General features: G+C 72.1%; 2 protein-coding genes. Both read right to left on the bottom strand.

The annotated features are described in order from the left end of the window. Positions 1-56: 56 nt before the first annotated feature. A complete protein-coding gene (locus CRYAR_RS48880) occupies positions 57-22,112 on the bottom strand; it encodes a type I polyketide synthase (RefSeq protein WP_051570351.1) in 22,056 nt (7,351 codons plus the stop codon). 150 nt (positions 22,113-22,262) lie between these two features. Beyond that, complete coding sequence (locus CRYAR_RS47200) at positions 22,263-22,418, bottom strand: hypothetical protein (protein ID WP_157017759.1); 156 nt, start codon at positions 22,416-22,418, stop codon at positions 22,263-22,265. Positions 22,419-22,429 lie beyond the last annotated feature (11 nt).

Raw genomic sequence — 22,429 nt, 5'->3', positions numbered from 1 at the left:
CGATGTCGCCGGTACTCCCGAATTCGGACGATACGAGGACCCGGACCAGGGAATCCCTAGAGCTTGTCGTCGGGCCCTAGCTCGGCGTCGAGCGCGGCGAACACCTCGTCGTCGGAGGCCGCGGCGAAGTCGAACCCGTCGGCCGACCCGGTGCCGTGGTCGCCGAGGCGGGCCCGGACCCCGTCGAGCCGGCTCTCGACCTCCCGGGCGAGTCCGGCGTCGACGGTCGTGGCCGCCAGCGCCCGCTCCAGGCTCTCCAGCAGCGTCAGCACCGCGTCCTGCGGGTCGGCGGTATCCGGCACGAGCGCCTCGCGCACGTAGTCGCCGAGCCCGGCCGGCGTCGGGTAGTCGAAGATCAGCGTGGCCGGCAGCCGGATCCCGGTGACCGCGGTGAGGCGGTTACGCAGCTCGATCGCGGTCAGCGAGTCGAAGCCCAGTTCCTGGAACGAGCGGTCGTCGTCGACGGCGCCCGCGTCTGCGTGGGCCAGCACCTGCGCGACCTGCGTGCGGACCATCGTCAGGACGGTCTCGCGGCGGGTCGCCGGATCCATGGCGGCGAGCCGCTGGGTGAGGCCCTCGGCCGCGGCGGCGCCGTCGACCGCGGCCCGCGTGACCCGCGCGGGCACGAGCGTCCGCAGCGGTGCCGGTACCGGGGACTCGCGCAGGATCCGCAGGTCGAACCGGGTCGCTACTACCGCGGCGGCCTCCGATTCGAGGGCGGCATCGAACATCGCCAGACCCCGCTCCGGCGACAGCGGCGGAATCCCGGTGCGCTGAGCGCCGATCATGCCGGTATCCCACGGGCCCCAGGCGATCGACAACCCGGGCTTCCCCTGCGCCCGGCGGGCAGCCATCAACGCGTCGAGAAACGCATTGCCCGCCGCGTAGCTGCCCTGCCCGGGGGAACCCAGGACCCCGGCCAGCGAGGAGAACACCACGAAGACTGTGGCGTTCGGGGTCAGCTCGTGCAGGTTCCAGGCGGCGTCGACCTTCGGACGCAACACCCCGGCCACCCGCTCCGGCGTCAGCTTGTCCACCACACCGTCATCGAGCACACCCGCGGAGTGGATGACCGCGTTGATGTCGTGGCGCGACAGCACGTCCTCGGCCGCGGTCCGATCCGCGAGGTCCGCGGCCTCCACCACTACCTCGGCGCCAAGCGCGATGAGTTCGGTGACTTTCTCGTGCGCACCGGGTGTGTCCATCCCGGACCGGCCGACCAGCACGAGTTTCCGTGCGCCCCGCTCGGCCAGGTGCCGCGCGACGATCACGCCGAGCCCACCCAGCCCGCCAGAAACCAGCACGGTGCCGCCCAGCACCGCGCCACCCAGGCCCGTGTCGCCCAGGTTCGCGCCGCCGAAGTCCGCACCGCCCAGGCGCGCGCCGGCCAGGTCCGGGGCTGCTCCGGCCGCGGTGCGCGTGGCCAGGCGCGCCGCGCGCAGCACTCCGTCGCGCACCAGCACCTGCGGCTCGTCGGACCCCAGGGCCAGCGGAAGGTCGTCGTCCTGTTCGACGTCGACCAGACCGAAGACCCCGGGGTGCTCGTTCTGGGCCGAACGGACCAGACCCCACGCGGCCTCCACCACCGGATCCGAACCGATCGCGTTGCGCGACACGAACACCAGCCGGTGACCCACAGTGACGTCCGATGCCAGCCACTCCTGCATAGCCGCCAGCACCTCGGTGACCGTGCGGTGCGTGTCCGCCACGACGCCCCCGGTACCGCCGCCGAGGCGCCACAGCACGGTCGCCGGCTCGGCCGACGCCAGATCCGCGAGCTTCAGCACCGGGCCCCGGTACGGAGCCGCGGTCACTGCCGACCACTCGAGCGCGTACAGCGGCTCGACCTGCTGTGCCGTCGCCTCGGCCCGCAGCAGCACGGACTCGATCACCGCGACCGGTGTACCCGCAGCGTCGACTGCGACGATCTCGAACCGGTCGTCGCCGGTCGGGCGCAACCGCACCCGCAACGACGTCGCTCCCGACGCCCGGACCTCGACGCCCGTCCACACGAACGGCAGCCCGTTGACGCCCTGCAGCAACGCACCGGCCTGCACCGCGGCGTCCAGCAACGCCGGATGCACACCGAAGCCGCTGACGTCGACCGGCACGTCGTCGGGCAGGCTGAGCTGGGCGTACACGTCGCCATCGAGTTGCCAGGCCTGCCGCAGGCCCTGGAACAGCGGGCCGTAGGAGAAGCCGGCCGCGGCGAGCCGGTCGTGCCAGTCGTCGACGTCGAGCGCGGCGGCGCCCTCCGGCGGCCAGGTGCTGAACGTCTCCGCGGCAGCCTGCGCCGACGGTGCGAGCACACCGCTGGCGTGGTGCCGCCAGTCGCCGTCATGGCGACTGTGGATCGAGACGTCACGCCGACCGTCGTTGTCGGCGGTCTCGACCCGCACCTGCACGTCGACCGGTTCGTTCCCGGCAAGAACCAGCGGAGCGTGCAACGTCAGCTCGTCCAACCGTTCGCAGCCGACCTCGTCCCCGGCCCGCACGACCAGGTCCACCAGCGCGGTGCCGGCGAGCAGCACCTGCCCACCGACGACGTGCTCGGCGAGCCACGGCTGCGTGCTCACCGAGATCCGGCCGGTGAGCACAACGGCGCCACCCGCCAGCTCCACCGCGGCGCCGAGCAGCGGGTGCTCGGTGGGGGTCTGGCCGAGTCCGGCGGCATCGCCGGTGCGGCTGGTGCCGGCCGGCCAGTACCGCTGCCGCTGGAACGGGTACGCGGGCAGGGTGATCCGGTGTGGGTTGAGGCCCGCGTAGGCGGCCGTCCAGTCGACGTCGGTTCCGTTCACGTAGAGGGTGGCGAGGCCGGTGAGGAGCGTCGGCACCTCGGGGCGGTTCCGCCGCTGTACAGCGATGCCGTTCTCGACCAGTGCGGTGAGCGCGGTGTCGGGGCCGAGTTCGAGGATCGTGTTGACGCCGAGCTCGTGCATCGCGGCGACGGCGTCGGCGAAGCGCACGGGTCGGCGCACCTGCTCGACCCAGTAGTCGGCGCCGTCGATCTCGGTCTGGTCGCCGGTGACCGTTGAGACCAGCGGTAACGCAGGGGTTTGCAGCCTGATCCCGCCGATCGCGTTGGCGAACGGCTCGAGCATCGGGTCCATCAGCGGCGAGTGGAACGCGTGGGAGACAGTCAGGCGGGTGAACTTCGCGGTGAGGCGCTCGGTGGCGCGTTCCACGGCCTCGGCGGTGCCGGACAGCACCACCGCGTGGGGGCCGTTCACCGCCGCGAGCGCCAGGTCGTCGCTCAGGAGGCCTTGCACGTCTTCTTCCGAGGCGTTCACCGCGACCATCGCTCCGCCCGCGGGCAGGGCGTCCATCAACGATGCGCGTGCGGACACCAGCGCGCAGGCGTCGGCCAGGGACAGCACTCCGGCGACGTGAGCCGCGGTTACCTCGCCGATCGAATGGCCGGCAACCATCTTCGGACGGATCCCGAACGACTCGATCAGGCGCCACAGGGCCACCTCGACCGCGAACAGCGCCGGCTGGGCCCAGCCGGTGCGGGCCAGGGTCTCGGCGTCGTCGCCCCACATCACCGAGCGCACGTCGGGAGCGAACCCGGCCAGGACCTCGTCCAACGCCTTGGCGAACGCTGGGAACCGCTCGTAGAGCTCCCGGCCCATGCCGAGGCGCTGTGCGCCCTGGCCGGTGAACACGACGCCCAGGGTCGGATCCGCGGCGGTGCCTCGCGCCAGCTCGGTGCCTCCGGGGAGGATTACGGCCCGGTGCTCGAACACCGACCGCTGCGTCAGCGACCAGCCGACGTCCACCGGGTGGTAGTCGACCTGGGTGAGCCGGGTGAGCTGGGCATCGAGCGCGGCGGCGGATCGAGCGGAGACCGGCCACGGCACCACCGCGTCGGTGGTCTCCGGCACCGGCGTCACCGGCGGCTGCTCCAGGATCACGTGTGCATTCGTGCCGCTGATCCCGAATGACGAGACGCCGGCCCGACGGGGCTGCCCGGTCGTCGGCCAGTCGACGTTCTCGGTCAGCAGGCCGACGTTCCCCGATTCCCAGTCGACGTGGGTCGACGGCTCGTCGGCGTAGAGGCTGCGGGGCATCGTGCCGTGGGCCATCGCCTGGATCATCTTGATGATCCCGGCAACCCCGGCGGCGGCCTGGGTGTGGCCGAGGTTCGACTTGATCGACCCGAGCCACAGTGGCTCCGCCCGGTCCTGCCCATAGGTGGCGAGCAGCGCCTGGGCTTCGATCGGGTCACCGAGCGTGGTGCCGGTGCCGTGCGCCTCCACGACGTCGACCTGGGCGGGGTTCAGGCCCGCGTTGGCCAGCGCCGCGCGGATCACGCGCTGCTGCGACGGCCCGTTCGGCGCCGTCATCCCGTTGGACGCGCCGTCCTGGTTGATCGCCGAACCGGCCACCACGGCCAAGACGGGATTGCCGTCGCGCCGAGCGTCGGACAGGCGCTGGAGCACCAGCACACCGACGCCTTCGGACCAGCCGACACCGTCCGCGCTGTCGGAGAACGACTTGCAGCGACCGTCCGGCGACAGGCCCCGCTGCCGCGAGAACTCGATGAACGCCGACGGCGTCGCCATCACCGTCACCCCACCCGCGAGCGCGAGCCCGCACTCACCGGACCGCAACGCCTGCGCCGCCAGATGCACCGCGACCAGCGACGACGAACACGCGGTATCCACCGTGACCGCCGGGCCCTCCAAGCCGAGCGTGTACGACACCCGGCCCGACGCGACGCTGGGCGCCGCACCCGCGCCGCCGTAGTCGCTGTACATGACCCCGGCGAACACGCCGGTCTGCGAGCCGCGCAGGGCCACGGGGTCGATGCCCGCGCGTTCGATCGCCTCCCAGCTGGTCTCCAACAACAGCCGGTGCTGGGCATCCGTGCCGACCGCGTCCCGGGGGCTCATCCCGAAGAACTCCGGGTCGAACCAGGCCGCCTCGTGCAGGAATCCGCCTTCACGGGTATACGCGGTGCCGGGGTGATCGGGGTCCGGGTGGTACAGGCTCGACAGATCCCAGCCGCGGTCCGTCGGGAAGTCGGACACCGCGTCGGCGCCGGACATCACCAGCCGCCAGAGGTCTTCCGGTGTCGACACACCACCCGGGTACCGGCAAGCCATGCCGACGATCACGATCGGATCGTCAGCCACCTTCGGGGCAGCCGGCGCGACCACAACCGGTGCCGCGCTGCCCAGGAGTTCGTCGACGACGAACCCGGCCAGCACGCCGGTGTTCGGGTAGTCGAACACCAGGGTCGCGGGGAGCCGCAGACCGGTCGTGGCGGTAAGGCGGTTGCGCAGGTCGATCGCGGCGAGGGAGTCGAATCCGAGTTCCTGGAACGACCGGGTCACGGTGATCGCGGCGGCGTCCGCGTGGCCGAGGATCTGGGCGACCTGCGCCTGAACCATGGCCACGACGGCGGCCTGGCGGCCCTCCGTGTCCAGGGCGGTGAGCCGCTGGACGAGTCCCTCGGCGGCGGCCGTGCCGTCGACCGCGATCCGCCGGGAGCGCGTCCGGACCAGCGTCCGCAGGAGTGCCGGTACCGCGGATTCGCGCAGGATCCGCAGGTCGAACCGGGTCGCTACTACCGCGGCGGCCTCGGATTCGAGGGCGGCATCGAACATCGCCAGACCCCGCTCCGGCGACAGCGGCGGAATCCCGGTGCGCTGAGCGCCGATCATGCCGGTATCCCACGGGCCCCAGGCGATCGACAACCCGGGCTTCCCCTGCGCCCGGCGGGCAGCCATCAACGCGTCGAGAAACGCGTTGCCCGCCGCGTAGCTGCCCTGCCCGGGGGAACCCAGGACCCCGGCCAGCGACGAGAACACCACAAACGCCTTAGCCGCCGGGATCAACTCGTGCAGATTCCAGGCGGCGTCGACCTTCGGACGCAGTACCCCGGCCACCCGCTCCGGCGTCAGCTTGTCCACCACACCGTCATCGAGCACACCCGCGGCATGGACCACCACGTCGATCTCGTGCCGCGCCACCACGGCCGCGACCGCCGCTCGATCCGCGAGATCCGCGGCCTCCACCACGACCTCGGCCCCGAGCGCGGAGAGCTCGGTGACGACGTCGTGGGCCCCGGGCGTATCCAGCCCCGACCGGCTCACCAACACCAGCTTCGACGCACCCCGCTCAACCAGGTGCCGCGCAACGATCACGCCAAGCCCACCCAGCCCACCAGAAACCAGCACCGTGCCGCCCAGGTCCGGAGCCACTGCTCCGGCCGCGGTGCGCGTGGCCAGGCGCGCCGCGCGCAGGACTCCGTCGCGCACCAGCACCTGCGGCTCGTCCGACCCCAGGGCCAGCGGCAGGTCGTCGTCATGTTCGACGTCGACCAGACCGAACACGCCCGGATGCTCATTCTGCGCCGAACGCACCAGACCCCACGCGGCCTCCACCACCGGATCCGAACCGATCGCGTTGCGCGACACGAACACCAGCCGGTGACCCACAGTGACGTCCGATGCCAGCCACTCCTGCATAGCCGCCAGCACCTCGGTAACCAGGTGATGCGTGTCCGCCACGACATCCCCGGTGCTGGCCACGAGCCGCCGCACCACCGTCGCCGGCTCGGCCGACGGCAGATCGCCGAGCTCCAGCACCCGACCCGGATACAGATCGGCATTCACGGCCGACCACTCCACCGCGTACAGCGGCTCCACCTGCTGTGCCGTCCCGTCGGCGCGCAGCAGCACCGATTCCACCACCACAACCGGCGTACCCGACGGATCGGCCGCGACGATCTCGAACCGACCCTCCCCGCTCGGCCGCAACCGCACCCGCAACGACGTCGCCCCGGATGCCCGGACCTCGACACCCGTCCACACGAACGGCAGCCCGCCAGAGCCCTGCACCAGCCCGCCGGTCTGGACGGCGGCGTCGAGCAGCGCGGGGTGCACGCCGAACCCGGCGACGTCGGCCTCGGGCAGTTCGAGCGTGGCGAACACGTCGTCACCTAGACGCCAGGCCTGACGCAGCCCTTGGAACAGCGGCCCGTACTCGAAGCCCAGCTCGGCGAACCGGTCGTACCAGCCGTCCAGCGGCACCTCGGTCGCGCCCTCCGGCGGCCACGACGCGAACACGTCGATCGCGGCCTGCGCCGACGGGGCCAGCACACCGGTGGCGTGGTGCCGCCAGTCGTCGGCCTGGCGGCTGTGGATCGTGACCGCCCTCCGGCCGCTGTTGTCCGCGGCGTCCACCCGCACCTGCACGTCGACCGGTTCGTTCCCGGCAAGAACCAGCGGAGCGTGCAGCGTCAGCTCGTCCACTCGTTCGCAGCCGACCTCGTCCCCGGCCCGCACGACGAGGTCGACCAGCGCGGTACCGGCGAGCATGACCTGCCCGCCCACGACGTGCTCGGCGAGCCACGGCTGCGCGGTCACCGAGATGCGGCCGGTCAGGAAGACGCCGCCGTCGTCCGGCAATTCGACTGTCGCCCCGAGCAGCGGGTGCTCGGCGGCGGCGAGGCCGAGGCCGGTGGGGTTGCCCGCACCGAGCGTGGTCGCCGGCCAGTAGCGCTGCCGCTGGAACGCGTAGGTCGGCAGGTCGATCCGGTGGGGGTCGAGCCCGGCGAACGCGGTCTCCCACGTGACGTCGGCGCCACGCACGAACAGCTGCGCGAGGCCGCTCAGCAGCATCATCACTTCGGGACGGTCCCGCCGCTGGGTGGCGATCCCGCCGTCGACAAGCGCGGTCAGCGCCGTGTCCGGCCCCAGTTCCACAATCGTGTCAACGCCCAGCGAGCGCATCGCGGTCACGGCATCCGCGAAGCGCACGGGCTCACGCACCTGCTCAACCCAGTAATCGACGCTGTCGAGCGCGGCCACCTCACCGGTGACCGTCGACACCACCGGCAAACCCGGGGCTTGCAACGTGACATCCCGGAGCGCGTCAGCGAAGTCAGTGAGCATCGGCTCCATCAACGGCGAATGAAACGCATGAGACACGGCCAGCCGCGTGCACTTGACGTCCAGACGCTCCACAACCCGATCCACCGCCTCAGCAGTGCCCGACAGCACCACCGCACGGGGCCCGTTCACCGCCGCGAGCGCCAGATCCTCCCCCAACAGGTCCCGGACATCCTCTTCCGACGCGTTCACCGCCACCATCGCCCCACCCGGCGGCAGGGCATCCATCAACTTCGCCCGCGCCGATACGAGGGCGCACGCGTCCACCAGCGACAGCACACCCGCCACGTGAGCCGCGGTCACCTCACCGATCGAATGCCCCGCCACCGCCGCCGGGCGAACCCCGAACGACTCCACCAGACGCCACAGAGCCACCTCGACCGCGAACAGCGCCGGCTGAGCCCAGCCCGTACGGGCCAGGATCTCGGCGTCGTCGCCCCACATCACCGAACGCACGTCGAAAGCGAACCCGGCCAGCACCTCATCCAGCGCCGTCGCGAACACCGGGAACCGGGCGTACAGCTCCCGACCCATCCCGAGCCGCTGCGCACCCTGGCCGGTGAAGACCACGCCGACCGTCGGATCCGCGGCGGCGCCCCGGGCGACCTCGGTTCGGTCACCGAGCAGCACCGCGCGGTGCTCGAACACCGCCCGGCCGGTCAGCGACCACCCGACGTCCACCGGGTGCTCCTCGACCTGAGCAATCCGGGCGACCTGCGCGTCCAGCGCCGCCGGCGTCTTCGCCGACACCACCCACGGCACCACCGCGTCCGCGGGCGCCGGTGCAGCCACCGGTCCCTGCTCGAGGATCACGTGCGCGCCACGATCCGGCACCGCCGCAGCCGCGGGCTGCTCGAGGATCACGTGTGCGTTCGTGCCACTCAGACCGAACGACGAGACACCCGCGCGGCGGGGCTGGCCGGTGGTCGGCCACGGCGTGCTCTCGGTGAGCAGCGCGACGTTTCCGGCCTCCCAATCCACGTGCGTCGACGGCTGGTCGACGTGGAGCGTGGCCGGCAGCACGCCGTGGGACATCGCCTGGATCATCTTGATGATCCCCGCGACCCCGGCCGCAGCCTGCGTGTGGCCGAGGTTCGACTTCACCGACCCCAGTAGCAGCGGCTCCGGTCGGTCCTGTCCGTACGTGGCGAGCAGCGCCTGGGCTTCGATCGGGTCACCGAGCGTCGTGCCGGTGCCGTGCGCTTCCACGGCGTCGACCTGGGCGGGGTGCAGGCCCGCGTTGGCCAGCGCCGCCCGGATCACACGTTGCTGCGACGGGCCGTTGGGGGCCGTCATGCCGTTGGAGGCACCGTCCTGGTTGATCGCCGACCCGGCCACCACCGCGAGGATCCGGTTGCCGTCGCGCCGGGCGTCGGACTGGCGCTGGAGCACCAGCACGCCCACGCCTTCGGACCAGCCGACGCCGTCGGCGGCGTCGGCGAACGACTTGCAGCGGCCGTCCGGCGACAAGCCCCGCTGGCGCGAGAACTCCACGAACGCCGCCGGAGTGGCCATGACCGTCACACCGCCGGCGAGCGCGAGCCCGCATTCACCGGACCGCAGCGCCTGCGCGGCCAGGTGCACCGCGACCAGCGACGACGAACACGCGGTGTCGACGGTGACGGCCGGACCTTCCAGGCCCAACGTGTATGACACCCGCCCCGACGCGACGCTCGGCGAGGACCCGGCGCCGCCGTAGTCGTTGTACATGACCCCGGCGAACACGCCGGTCTGCGAGCCGCGCAGGGCCACGGGGTCGATGCCCGCGCGTTCGATCGCCTCCCAGCTGGTCTCTAGCAGCAAGCGGTGCTGGGCGTCCGTGCCCACGGCGTCCCGGGGGCTCATGCCGAAGAACTCCGGGTCGAACCAGGCCGCCTCGTGCAGGAATCCGCCTTCGCGGGTGTACGCGGTGCCGGGGTGATCCGGATCGGGGTGATAGAGGTTGGCCAGGTCCCAGCCGCGGTCGGACGGGAAGTCGGACACCGCGTCGGTACCGGACATCACCAGCCGCCACAGGTCCTCCGGCGTGGACACACCGCCGGGGTACCGGCAGGCCATACCGACGATCACGATCGGATCGTCGACCACCTTCGGGGTGACCGGCGCGACCGCCACCGGGGCCACGCTGCCCAGCAGTTCGTCCACCACGAACCCGGCGAGCACTCCGGTGTTCGGGTAGTCGAACACCAGGGTCGCGGGTAGGCGCAGACCGGTAGCGGTGGTCAGCTTGTTGCGCAGGTCGATCGCCGCGAGCGAGTCGAACCCGAGCTCCTGGAACGACCGGGACTCACTGATCACCGACGGATCGGCATGGCCGAGCACCTGCGCGACCAGGCCACGCACGAGGTCCACCGCGAACGTGCGGCGCGCTTTCTCGTCCAGGCCGGTGAGGCGCTGCGTCAGCCCGTCGACCACGGCAGCGCCGGTGACCGCGACCCGCCGGGACCTGGACCGCACCAGCGCCCGCAGCGTCGCCGGAACCTCGGCGGACTCCCGCAGGACCGCCAGGTCGAACCGGGTCGCCACCACCGCGGCGGCCTCCGATTCGAGGGCGGCGTCGAACATCGTCAGGCCCTGCTCGGGCGACAGCGGAGGAATCCCGGTCCGCTGCCCGCCGGTCATGCCGGTGTCCCAGGGGCCCCAGGCGATCGACAGCGCGGGCTGCCCCGATGCCCGGCGCGTGGCCATCAACGCGTCCAGGAACGCGTTCGCCGCCGCGTAGCTCCCCTGCCCGGGAGCGCCGAGTACACCGGCCAGCGACGAGAACACCACAAAGGCCTTGGCGCCCCGGATCAGGTCGTGCAGATGCCACACCGCGTCCACCTTCGGACGCAGTACCCCGGCCACCCGCTCCGGCGTCAGCTTGTCCACCACACCGTCATCGAGCACACCCGCGGCATGGACCACCGCGTCGATCTCGTGCCGCGCCACCACGTCCGCGACCGCCGCTCGATCCGCGAGATCCGCGGCCTCCACCACGACCTCGGCCCCGAGCGCGGAGAGCTCGGTGACGACGTCGTGGGCCCCGGGCGTATCCAGCCCCGACCGGCTCACCAACACCAGCTTCGACGCACCCCGCTCAACCAGGTGCCGCGCAACGATCACGCCAAGCCCACCCAGCCCACCAGAAACCAGCACCGTGCCGCCCAGATCCGCGCCACCCAAGCCCGCGCCGCCCAGGTCCGGGGCCGCTCCCTTCGCGGTGTACTTGGTCAGGCGCGCCGCGCGCACGACTCCGTCGCGCACCAGCACCTGCGGCTCGTCCGACCCCAGGGCCAGCGGCAGGTCGTCGTCGTCCTCGACGTCGACCAGACCGAACACCCCGGGGTGCTCGTTCTGCGCCGAACGCACCAGACCCCAGGCCGCCTCCACCACCGGATCCGAACCGATCGCGGAATTCGACACGAACACCAACCGGTGACCCACCGTGACGTCCGACGCCAGCCACTCCTGCACCGCCGCCAGCACCTCGGCCACCGTGCGATGCGTATCCGCGACGACGTCCCCGGTACCGCCGCCGAGGCGCCGCAGGACCGTCGCCGGCTCCGCCGACGGCAGGTCGCCGAACTCCAGCACCCGGCCCGGATACGGATCAGCGTTCACCGCCGACCACTCGAGCGCGTACAGCGGCTCGACCTGGCGCGCCGTCCCCCCGGCCCGCAGCAGCACCGACTCCACCACCACAACCGGCGCGCCCGACGGATCGGTCGCCACGATCCCGAACCGGCCCTCGCCACTCGGGCGCAACCTCACCCGCAACGACGTCGCACCGGACGCCCGAACCTCCACGCCCTGCCACACGAACGGCAGCCCGCCCACGCCCTGCACCAGCGCACCGGCCTGCACCGCCGCGTCCAGCAACGCCGGGTGCACACCGAACCCGGCCACGTCGGTGTCGGACAGCTCCACCGTGGCGAACACGTCGTCACCTAGACGCCACGCCTGACGCAGCCCTTGGAACAGCGGCCCGTACTCGAAGCCCGCCTCGGCGAACCCGTCGTACCAGCCGTCCAGCGACACCTCCGTCGCGTTCTCCGGCGGCCACGACGCGAACACGTCGAGCGCCGCCTGCGCCGACGGGGCCAGCAGGCCGGTGGCGTGGTGCCGCCAGTCGCCTGTCTGCCTGCTGTGGATGGTCACCGGGCGGAGCCCCGCCGCGTCCGGGCCGCCGACCCGCACCAGCAGGTCCACGGACTCCACCGCCGGGAGAATCAGCGGTTCGTGCAGCGTCAGTTCGTCGATGCGGGCGCAGCCGACCTCGTCCGCGGCCCGCACGACGAGGTCGACCAGCGCCGTACCCGCGAGCAGGACCTGCCCGCCGACGACGTGCTCGGCGAGCCACGGCTGCGTGCTCACCGCGATCCGGCCGGTGAGGGCGATCGCTCCGTCGTCGGCCAGGTCCACGGCCGCGCCGAGGAGCGGGTGCTCGGCGGCGATCTGCCCGAGGCCGGCGGGGTTGCCAGTGCCGAGGACGGCGGTCGGCCAGTACCGCTGCCGCTGGAACGCGTACGTCGGCAGTTCGATCCGCCGCCCGCCCAGCCCGGCGAACGCGGCCGTCCAGCTGACGTCGGCGCCGCGCACGAACAGTTGTGCGAGGCCGCTCAGCAGAGTGGCCACTTCCGGCCGGTCCCGCCGCTGGGTAGCGATCCCGCCGTCGACAAGCGCGGTCAGCGCGGTATCCGGCCCCAGCTCCACGATCGTGTCAACGCCCAGCGCACGCATGGCGTCCACGGCATCCGCGAAGCGCACGGGCTCACGTACCTGCTCAACCCAGTAATCGACGCCGTCGAGCGCGGCCACCTCGCCGGTGACCGTCGAGACCACCGGCAGGCGCGAACCGGCGAGCGAAAGGTCCCGGATCGCGGCGCCGAAGTCCGCGAGCATCGGGTCCATCAGCGGCGAGTGGAACGCGTGCGACACGGCCAGCCGCGTGCACTTGAAGTCCAGCCGCTCCACAGCACGATCCACCGCCTCGGCGGTGCCCGAGAGCACCACCGCCCGCGGCCCGTTCACCGCGGCGAGCGCCAGGTCCTCGCCCAGGAGGTCCCGGACGTCGTCTTCCGACGCGTTCACCGCGAGCATCGCCCCACCGGCCGGTAGAGCGTCCATCAGCGACGCACGCGCCGACACCAACGCACACGCATCCGCCAGCGAGAGCACCCCGGCCACGTGAGCCGCGGTCACCTCACCGATCGAGTGCCCCGCCACCGCCGCCGGACGCACCCCGAACGACTCCACCAAACGCCACAGGGCCACCTCGACCGCGAACAACGCCGGCTGCGCGAATCCGGTCCGCGCCAGCAGCTCCGGATCAGCACCCCACATCACCGACCGCACGTCAGTGGAGAACCCGGCCAGCACCTCATCCAACGCCGAGGCGAACACCGGGAACCGGTCATACAGCTCCCGGCCCATGCCGAGGCGCTGCGCACCCTGACCGGTGAACACCACACCCACCACCGGATCCGCGGCCACACCCCGCGCCAACTCAAGACCGTCGAGCAACACCGCCCGGTGCTCGAACACCGATCGGCCGGTCAGCGACCAGCCGATATCCACCGGGTGCCCGTCAACCCGGCCCACCTGCCCGATCTGGGCGTCCAGCGCCGCACCGGACTTCGCCGACACCACCCACGGCACCACCGCCTCCGCGCGCACGGGCGCGGGCACGTGCGCACCACGGTTCGGCGCCGCAGCGACCACCGGTCCCTGCTCGAGGATCACGTGCGCGTTCGTGCCGCTCAACCCGAACGACGACACGCCCGCACGGCGCGGCTCACCAGTCTCCGGCCACGCCGCGCTCTCGGTGAGCAGCGAAACGTTCCCCGACTCCCAGTCGACGTGCGTCGATGGCTGGTCGACGTGCAACGTCGCCGGCACGACCCCCCGCGACATCGCCTCGACCATCTTGATGATCCCCGCGACCCCGGCCGCCGCCTGCGTGTGCCCGAGGTTCGACTTCACCGACCCCAGCCACAGCGGCTCCGCCCGGTCCTGCCCATACGTGGCGAGCAGCGCCTGCGCCTCGATCGGGTCACCCAACGTGGTGCCGGTACCGTGCGCCTCCACCACATCGACCTGACCCGGCTGCAACCCCGCATTGGCCAACGCCGCCCGAATCACCCGCTGCTGCGACGGACCGTTCGGCGCCGTCATCCCGTTCGAGGCACCGTCCTGGTTGATCGCCGACCCGGCCACCACCGCCAGCACCGGATTACCGTCCCGAACCGCGTCCGACAGGCGCTGCAAGACGACCACACCGACGCCCTCGGACCACCCCACACCGTCCGCGTCGTCCGAGAACGACTTACACCGACCGTCCGGCGACAAACCCCGCTGCCGGGAGAACTCGACGAACGCACCCGGCGTCGCCATCACCGTCACACCACCCGCGAGCGCGAGCCCGCACTCACCGGACCGCAGCGCCTGCGCCGCCAAATGCACCGCGACCAGCGACGACGAACACGCCGTATCCACCGTCACCGCCGGGCCCTCCAACCCGAGCGTGTACGACACCCGGCCCGACGCGACGCTGGGCGCCGCACCCGCGCCGCCGTAATCGCTGTACATGACCCCGGCGAACACACCGGTCTGCGAACCACGCAACGACACCGGATCGATCCCGGCCCGCTCGATCGCCTCCCAGCTCGTCTCCAACAACAACCGGTGCTGCGCGTCCGTGCCGACCGCGTCCCGGGGGCTCATCCCGAAGAACTCCGGATCGAACCACGCCGCCTCATGCAGGAACCCACCCTCACGCGCGTACGACGTCCCGGCATGATCCGGATCCGGGTGATAAACGGCGGCCAGATCCCAGCCACGATCCGACGGGAACTCCGACACCGCGTCCGTGCCGGACGCCACCAGCCGCCACAGATCCTCCGGCGACGACACCCCACCCGGATACCGGCACGCCATACCGACGATCACGATCGGATCATCGGCCACCTTCGGAGTGGCCGGCGCGACCACAACCGGAGCCGCGCTGCCCAGCAACTCGTCCACCACGAACCCGGCCAGCAGCAGCGTGTTCGGGTAGTCGAACACCAACGTGGCAGGCAGCCGCAGACCGGTCGCGGCGGTCAGCTTGTTGCGCAGGTCGATCGCCGCGAGCGAGTCGAACCCGAGCTCCTGGAACGACCGGGACTCATTGATCGCCGACGCGTCCGCGTGGCCGAGCACCTGCGCGACCAGGCCACCGACGAGGTCCACCGCGAACGCGAGGCGCGCCGCGTCGTCCAAGGCGGTGAGCTGCTGGACCAAGCCCTCCGCAACCGCGGTGCCGGCGACCGCGACCCGCCGCGAACGCGTCCGCACGAGAGCCCGCAGTACCGCCGGTACCTCGATCGCCTCCCGCCAGGTTCGCAGGTCGAGCTGGACCCCGACGACCGCCGGCGCGTCGGAAGCGAGCGCCTCGTCGAACAGGGCCAGACCCTGGGCGGGTGACAGCGGCGGCACGCCGGAGCGCGCCATGCGTTCGGCCTCGCTGTCGCCGACCATGCCGGTGTGCCACGGTCCCCAGATGATCGACTGCCCGGGGAGCCCGTCAGCCCGCCGGGCGGCCATCAGCGCGTCGAGGAACGCGTTCGCCGCCGCGTAACTGCCCTGGCCGGGGGAACCGAGCACACCTGCGAGGGACGAGAACACCACAAAGGCCTTGGCCCCGGGGGTCAGCTCGTGCAGGTTCCAGACGGCATCCACCTTCGGACGCAACACCCCAGCCACCCGCGAAGCCGTCAACGAACCGACCACACCGTCGTCCAGCACACCCGCCGCGTGCACCACCGCATCGATCTCGTGCCGGGCCAGCACGCTTTCGGCCGCCGACCGGTCCGCGAGATCCGCGGCCTCCACCACCACGTCGACGCCGAGCGAAGACAACTCCGCCACGACCTCAGCCGCGGCCGGAGCGTTCATCCCCGACCGGCTCACCAGCACCAGCTTCGACGCACCCCGCTCAGCCAGATGCCGCGCCACCAGCACACCCAGCCCACCGAGCCCACCAGAAACCAGCACCGTGCCCAGGACCGTGCCGCCCAAGTTCGGGGGCGCCCCCTCCGCGGTGTACTTGGTCAGGCGCGCCGCACGCACGACACCATCGCGCACCAGCACCTGCGGCTCATCCGACCCCAACGCCAGCGGCAGATCGTCCTCGTGCTCGACATCGACCAGCCCGAACACCCCCGGATGCTCGCTCTGCGCCGACCGCACCAAACCCCACGCGGCCTCCACCACCGGGTCCGACCCGATCGCGTTAAGAGACACGAACACCAACCGATGACCCACCGTGGCATCCGACGCCAGCCACTCCTGCACCGCCGCCAGCACCTCGGCCACCGCACGATGCGTATCCGCCACGACATCCCCGGTACCAGCCCCGAAACGCCACAGCACCGTCGCCGGCTCCGCCGACGGCAGGTCACCGAACTCCACCACCCGGCCGCCGTACGGCGTCGCGCTCACCACCGGCCAATCCACGGTGTACAGACGCCCATCCCCCGCGGCCGAGGCCTGAGCGGACCGGAACACCAGCGACTCCACCGCCACGACGATCCCGCCGGCCGCGTCGGCGGCGACGAGCGACACGTGGTCGTCCCCGGTCCGGCGCAGCGTCACGCGGAGCGACGTCGCACCGGCGGCGTACACCGAGACGCCCTGCCACCCGAACGGCAGACCACCGGCGACGTCGGCCAGGGCCGACACCTGCACCGCGGCGTCCAGCAGCGCGGGGTGCACACCGAACCCGGCGACGTCGGCCCCGGGAAGTTCGAGCGTGGCGAACACCTCGTCGCCCCGGCGCCACGCCTGACGCAGACCCCGGAACAACGGCCCGTACTCGAAGCCCGCCTCGGCGTAGCGGTCGTACCAGCCGTCGAGCGGTACCTCCGTCGCGTCCTCCGGCGGCCACACGTCGAAGTCCTCATCCACGATCCGCGCCGCCGGCGCGAGCAACCCTCCGGCGTGTTGGGTCCAGTCGCCGGTCCGCCGGCTGTGGATGGTCACCTGCCGCAGCCCGGCCGCGTCCGGTTCCCCGACCCGCACCTGAACGTCGACCGGCTCGTTCCCCGCCAGGACCAGCGGCTCGTACAGCGTCAGTTCCTCGACCCGCGCACAGCCGACCTCGTCACCGGCCCGCACGGCCAGGTCGAGCAGCGCGGTGCCGGCGAGCAGCACCTGCCCGCCGACGACGTGCTCGGCGAGCCACGGCTGGGTGGCCACCGAGAGCCGGCCGGTCAGCACGACACCACCGGTATCGGCCAGCTCGACGGCCGCGCCGAGCAGAGGGTGCTCGGCCGCGACCAGACCGGCCGCCGACACGTTGCTCAGCGCGCCGACGCCCACCGGCGGCCAGTACCGCTGGCGCTGGAACGCGTACGTCGGCAACTCGATCCGCCGCCCGCCCAGCCCGGCGAACGCAGCCGACCAGGTGATCCCGGCACCACGCACGAACAGCTGCGCGAGACCGCCCAGCAGAGTGGCCACTTCCGGCCGGTCCCGCCGCTGGGTGGCGATCCCGCCGTCGACAAGCGCGGTCAGCGCGGTATCCGGCCCCAGTTCCACAATCGTGTCAACGCCCAGCGTACGCATCGCGGTCACGGCATCCGCGAAGCGCACGGGCTCACGCACCTGCTCAACCCAGTAATCGACGCTGTCGAGCGCGGCCACCTCACCGGTGACCGTCGACACCACCGGCAAACCCGGGGCTTGCAACGTGACATCCCGGAGCGCGTCAGCGAAGTCCGCGAGCATCGGCTCCATCAACGGCGAATGAAACGCATGAGACACGCTCAACCGCGTGCACTTGACGTCCAGACGCTCCACAACCCGATCCACCGCCTCAGCAGTGCCCGACAGCACCACCGCACGAGGCCCGTTCACCGCCGCGAGCGCCAGATCCTCCCCCAACAGATCCCGGACATCATCCTCGGAAGCGTTCACCGCCACCATCGCCCCACCCGCCGGCAGCACGTCCATCAAAGCGGCCCGCGCCGACACCAGCGCACACGCATCCGCCAGCGACAACACCCCGGCCACGTGAGCCGCGGTCACCTCACCGATCGAATGCCCCGCCACCACCGCCGGACGAACCCCGAACGACTCCACCAAACGCCACAGAGCCACCTCCACCGCGAACAACGCCGGCTGCGCGAACCCCGTCCGCGCCAGCGCCTCGGCATCAGCGCCCCACATCACCGAACGCACGTCCGCGTCAAAACCGGCCAGCACGTCATCCAACGCCGAGGCGAACACCGGGAACCGCTCATAGAGCTCCCGGCCCATCCCCAACCGCTGCGCACCCTGACCGGTGAACACCACACCCACCGTTGGATCCGCGCCCGCGCCCCGCGCCAGCTCCGTGCCGTCGGCAAGGAACACGGCCCGCTGCTCGAACACCGACCGGCGCGTCAGCGACCAGCCGACGTCCACCGGGTGCGCGTCGACCGCCCGCGCCAGGCGCCCGATCTGCGACTCGAGCGCGGCCGGCGTCTTCCCGGTCACCACCCACGGCACGACGGTGTCCACCGGCTCGGCCGACACGAGCGTGGGCGGCTGTTCGAGGATGACGTGCGCGTTCGTCCCGCTCAACCCGAACGACGAGACACCAGCGCGGCGCGGCTGCCCGGTGCTCGGCCACGGGGCTGCCGAGGTGAGCAGCGCGACGTTCCCGGACTCCCAGTCCACGTGCGACGACGGCCGATCGACGTGAAGTGTCGCCGGCAGAACCCCGTGCGACATCGCCTCGACGATCTTGATGATCCCCGCGACCCCGGCCGCCGCCTGCGTGTGACCCAGGTTCGACTTCACCGACCCCAGCAGCAGGGGCTCCGCCCGGTCCTGCCCATACGTGGCGAGCAGCGCCTGCGCCTCGATCGGGTCACCCAACGTCGTGCCGGTACCGTGCGCCTCCACCACATCGACCTGACCGGGCTCCAGCCCCGCATTGGCCAACGCAGCCCGAATCACCCGCTGCTGCGACGGACCATTCGGCGCCGTCATCCCGTTCGACGCGCCGTCCTGATTGACCGCCGACCCCGCCACCACCGCGAGCACGGGGTTTCCGTCCCGGCGGGCGTCGGACAACCGCTGGAGCACCAGCACGCCCGCGCCCTCGGACCAGCCCACACCGTCGGCGGCGTCCGAGAACGACTTGCACCGGCCATCGGGCGACAGACCCCGCTGCCGCGAGAACTCGATGAACGCCGACGGCGTCGCCATCACCGTCACCCCACCCGCGAGCGCGAGCCCGCACTCACCGGACCGCAACGCCTGCGCCGCCAGATGCACCGCGACCAGCGACGACGAACACGCCGTATCCACCGTCACCGCCGGGCCCTCCAACCCGAGCGTGTACGACACCCGGCCCGACGCGACGCTGGGCGCCGCACCCGCGCCGCCGTAGTCGCTGTACATGACCCCGGCGAACACGCCGGTCTGCGAACCACGCAACGACACCGGATCGATCCCGGCCCGCTCGATCGCCTCCCAGCTCGTCTCCAGCAACAACCGGTGCTGGGCATCGGTTCCGACGGCGTCCCGCGGGCTCATCCCGAAGAACTCCGGATCGAACCACGCCGCCTCGTGCAGGAACCCACCCTCACGCGCGTACGACGTCCCGGCATGATCCGGATCCGGGTGATACAGCCCGGCCAGATCCCAGCCACGATCCGACGGGAACTCCGACACCGCGTCCGTGCCGGACATCACCAGCCGCCACAGGTCCTCCGGCGTGGACACACCGCCGGGGTACCGGCAGGCCATGCCGACGATCACGATCGGATCGTCGGCCACCTTCGGAGTGGCCGGCGCGACCGGCACCGGCAGCGCTCCGCCGACCAGTTCGTCGACCACGAACCCGGCCAGACCCAGCGTGTTCGGGTAGTCGAACACCAACGTCGCCGGCAACCGCAGGCCGGTCGCGGCGGTCAGCCGGTTGCGCAGGTCGATCGCGGTCAGCGAATCGAACCCGAGCTCCTGGAACGGACGCGTCTCCTTGATCGCCGACGGATCGGCGTGGCCGAGCACCTGCGCGACCAGGCCACGGACGAGGTCCACCGCGAACGTCTGGCGCGCGGCGTCGTCCAAGCCGGTGAGCTGCTGGACCAAGCCCTCCGCAACCGCGGTACCGGCGACCGCGACCCGCCGCGAACGCGTCCGGACCAGTGCCCGGAGCACCGGCGGTACGTCGGTCAGCCCGCGCAGGACCGCCAGGTCGAACCGAACGCCGACGACCGCGGCGGCGTCCGCGGTCAAGGCCACGTCGAACAGCGCGAGTCCTTCGTCGGCGGTCAGCGCCGGTACGCCCGAACGGCTCATCCGGTCGACGTCGGCCGCGGCCGCCATGCCGGTGTCCCACGGACCCCAGACGATCGACTGCCCCGGAAGGCCCTGGCTGCGCCGCATCACCATCAGCGCGTCGAGGAACGCGTTGCCCGCCGCGTAACTGCTCTGCCCCGGGGAGCCCAGAACTCCGGCGAGCGACGAGAACACCACGAAGGCTTTCGCGTCCGGCGTCAGCTCGTGCAGGTTCCACACCGCGTCGACCTTGGGACGCAGCACCCCGGCGACCCGCTCGGCCGTCAACGACCCGACCACACCGTCGTCCAGCACACCGGCGGCGTGCACTACGGCGTCGATGTCGTGCCGGGCCACCACTGCCGCCGCCGCCGCCCGGTCGGCGAGATCCGCGGCTTCCACCACCACGTCGACGCCGAGCGCGGACAGCTCCGCCACGACCCCAGCCGAGTCCCGAGCCGTCCGGCCGACCAGCACCAGCTTCGACGCGCCCCGCTCGGCCAGATGCCGCGCCACCAGCACACCCAGACCACCGAGACCGCCCGAGATCAACACGGTCCCCCGCAGATCCGGCGCCTCCCCGCCGCCCGCGTGACGCACCAGCCGCGCCGCGCGCACGACCCCGCCGCGCACGATGACCTGCGGCTCGTCCGACCCCAGTGCCTTCTGCAGATCGTCCTCGTGCTCGACGTCGACCAGGCCGAACACGCCCGGGTGCTCGTTCTGTGCCGACCGCACCAGACCCCACGCGGCCTCCACCGCCGGGTCGGAGCCGATCGCGTTGTGCGACACGAACACCAGCCGGTGACCGACGGTGCCGTCCGAGGCCAGCCAGTCCTGCACGGCGGCCAGCACTTCCGCCACGAGCCGGTGCGTGTCTTCCACGACGTCCCCGGTGCCGCCGCCGATCGGCATCAGCACGGTGCCGACGTCGGCCGAGGACAGGTCGCCGCAGGAGACCACTTCACCCGCGAACGGCGCCACGGGGACGGCCGGCCAGTCCACGGTGTAGAGCTGACGCTCGGCCGGTCCGGATCGTCCGCCGACCGAGCGGTACAGCACGGATTCGGCGGTGACGACCGGGTCCCCCGCCGCGTCCACGGCGAGCAACGACACCCGGTCCTCGGCGGTCCGGCGCAGCCTGACCCGCAGCGATGTCGCGCCGGTCGCGTGGACCGACACGCCCTGCCAGACGAACGGCAACCCGTCGTCGATCCCGACGATCGCCCCGGCCTGCACGGCGGCGTCCAGCAGCGCGGGGTGCACACCGAACCCGGCGACGTCGGTTTCCGGCAACTCCACGGCGGCGAAAACCTCGTCGCCCCGGCGCCACGCCTGACGCAGCCCTTGGAACAGAGGTCCGTAGTGGAATCCGACGTCGGCGAGCTGCTCGTACCGGTCGTCGAGTGGCACCTCGACGGCGTCGGCCGGGGGCCACGCGCCGAGGCTGTCGGTTCCGGCGTGCGTCGTCGGAGCGAGCAGGCCACCCGCGTGATGACGCCACGCGCTGTCGTCGGCGTGCCGGCTGTGGACGCTGACCGGCCGGAGCCCGGACGCGTCGACCGGCTCGACCCGCACCTGGAGGTCGACCGGCTCGTTCCCGGTCAGGACCAGCGGTTCGTGCAGGGCGAGCTCCTCGATCCGCTCGCAGCCGACCTCGACACCGGCCCGCCCGACCAGGTCGAGCAGGACCGCACCGGCCAGTGTGACCTGCCCGCCGACGGCGTGCTCGGCGAGCCAGGGCTGGGTGCTCACCGAGATGCGTCCGGTGAGCAGGACGCCGCTCCCGTCGGCCAGGTCGACGGCCGCACCGAGCAGCGGATGCTCGGCGGCGACCTGTCCGAGACCGGCGGGGTTCCCCGCGCCGAGCGCGGTCGCCGGCCAGTAGCGCTGCCGCTGGAACGCGTAGGTCGGCACGTCGACCCCGGCGCGGGTCGAGCCCGGCGAACGCGGTCTCCCAGGTGACGTCGGCGCCGCGCACGAACAGCTGCGCGAGGCCGCTCAGAAGCATCGTGACTTCGGGACGGTTCCGCCGCTGGATGGCGATCCCGTTCTCGACCAGCGCGGTCAGCGCGGTGTCCCGGGCCCCAGTTCGAGAACCGTGTCGACGCCCAGCTCACGCATGCTGGTCACGGCATCCGCGAAGCGCACGGGCTCGCGTACCTGCCGAACCCAGTAATCGACGCTGTCGAGCACGGCCACCCCGCCAGTGACCGTCGACACCACCGGTAAGG

This window comes from Cryptosporangium arvum DSM 44712, assembly GCF_000585375.1.
GTDB classification, from domain to species: Bacteria; Actinomycetota; Actinomycetes; order Mycobacteriales; family Cryptosporangiaceae; genus Cryptosporangium; species Cryptosporangium arvum.
Note: the sequence above shows the minus strand (reverse complement) of the source record. Positions and strands in the feature narration are given on the sequence as shown.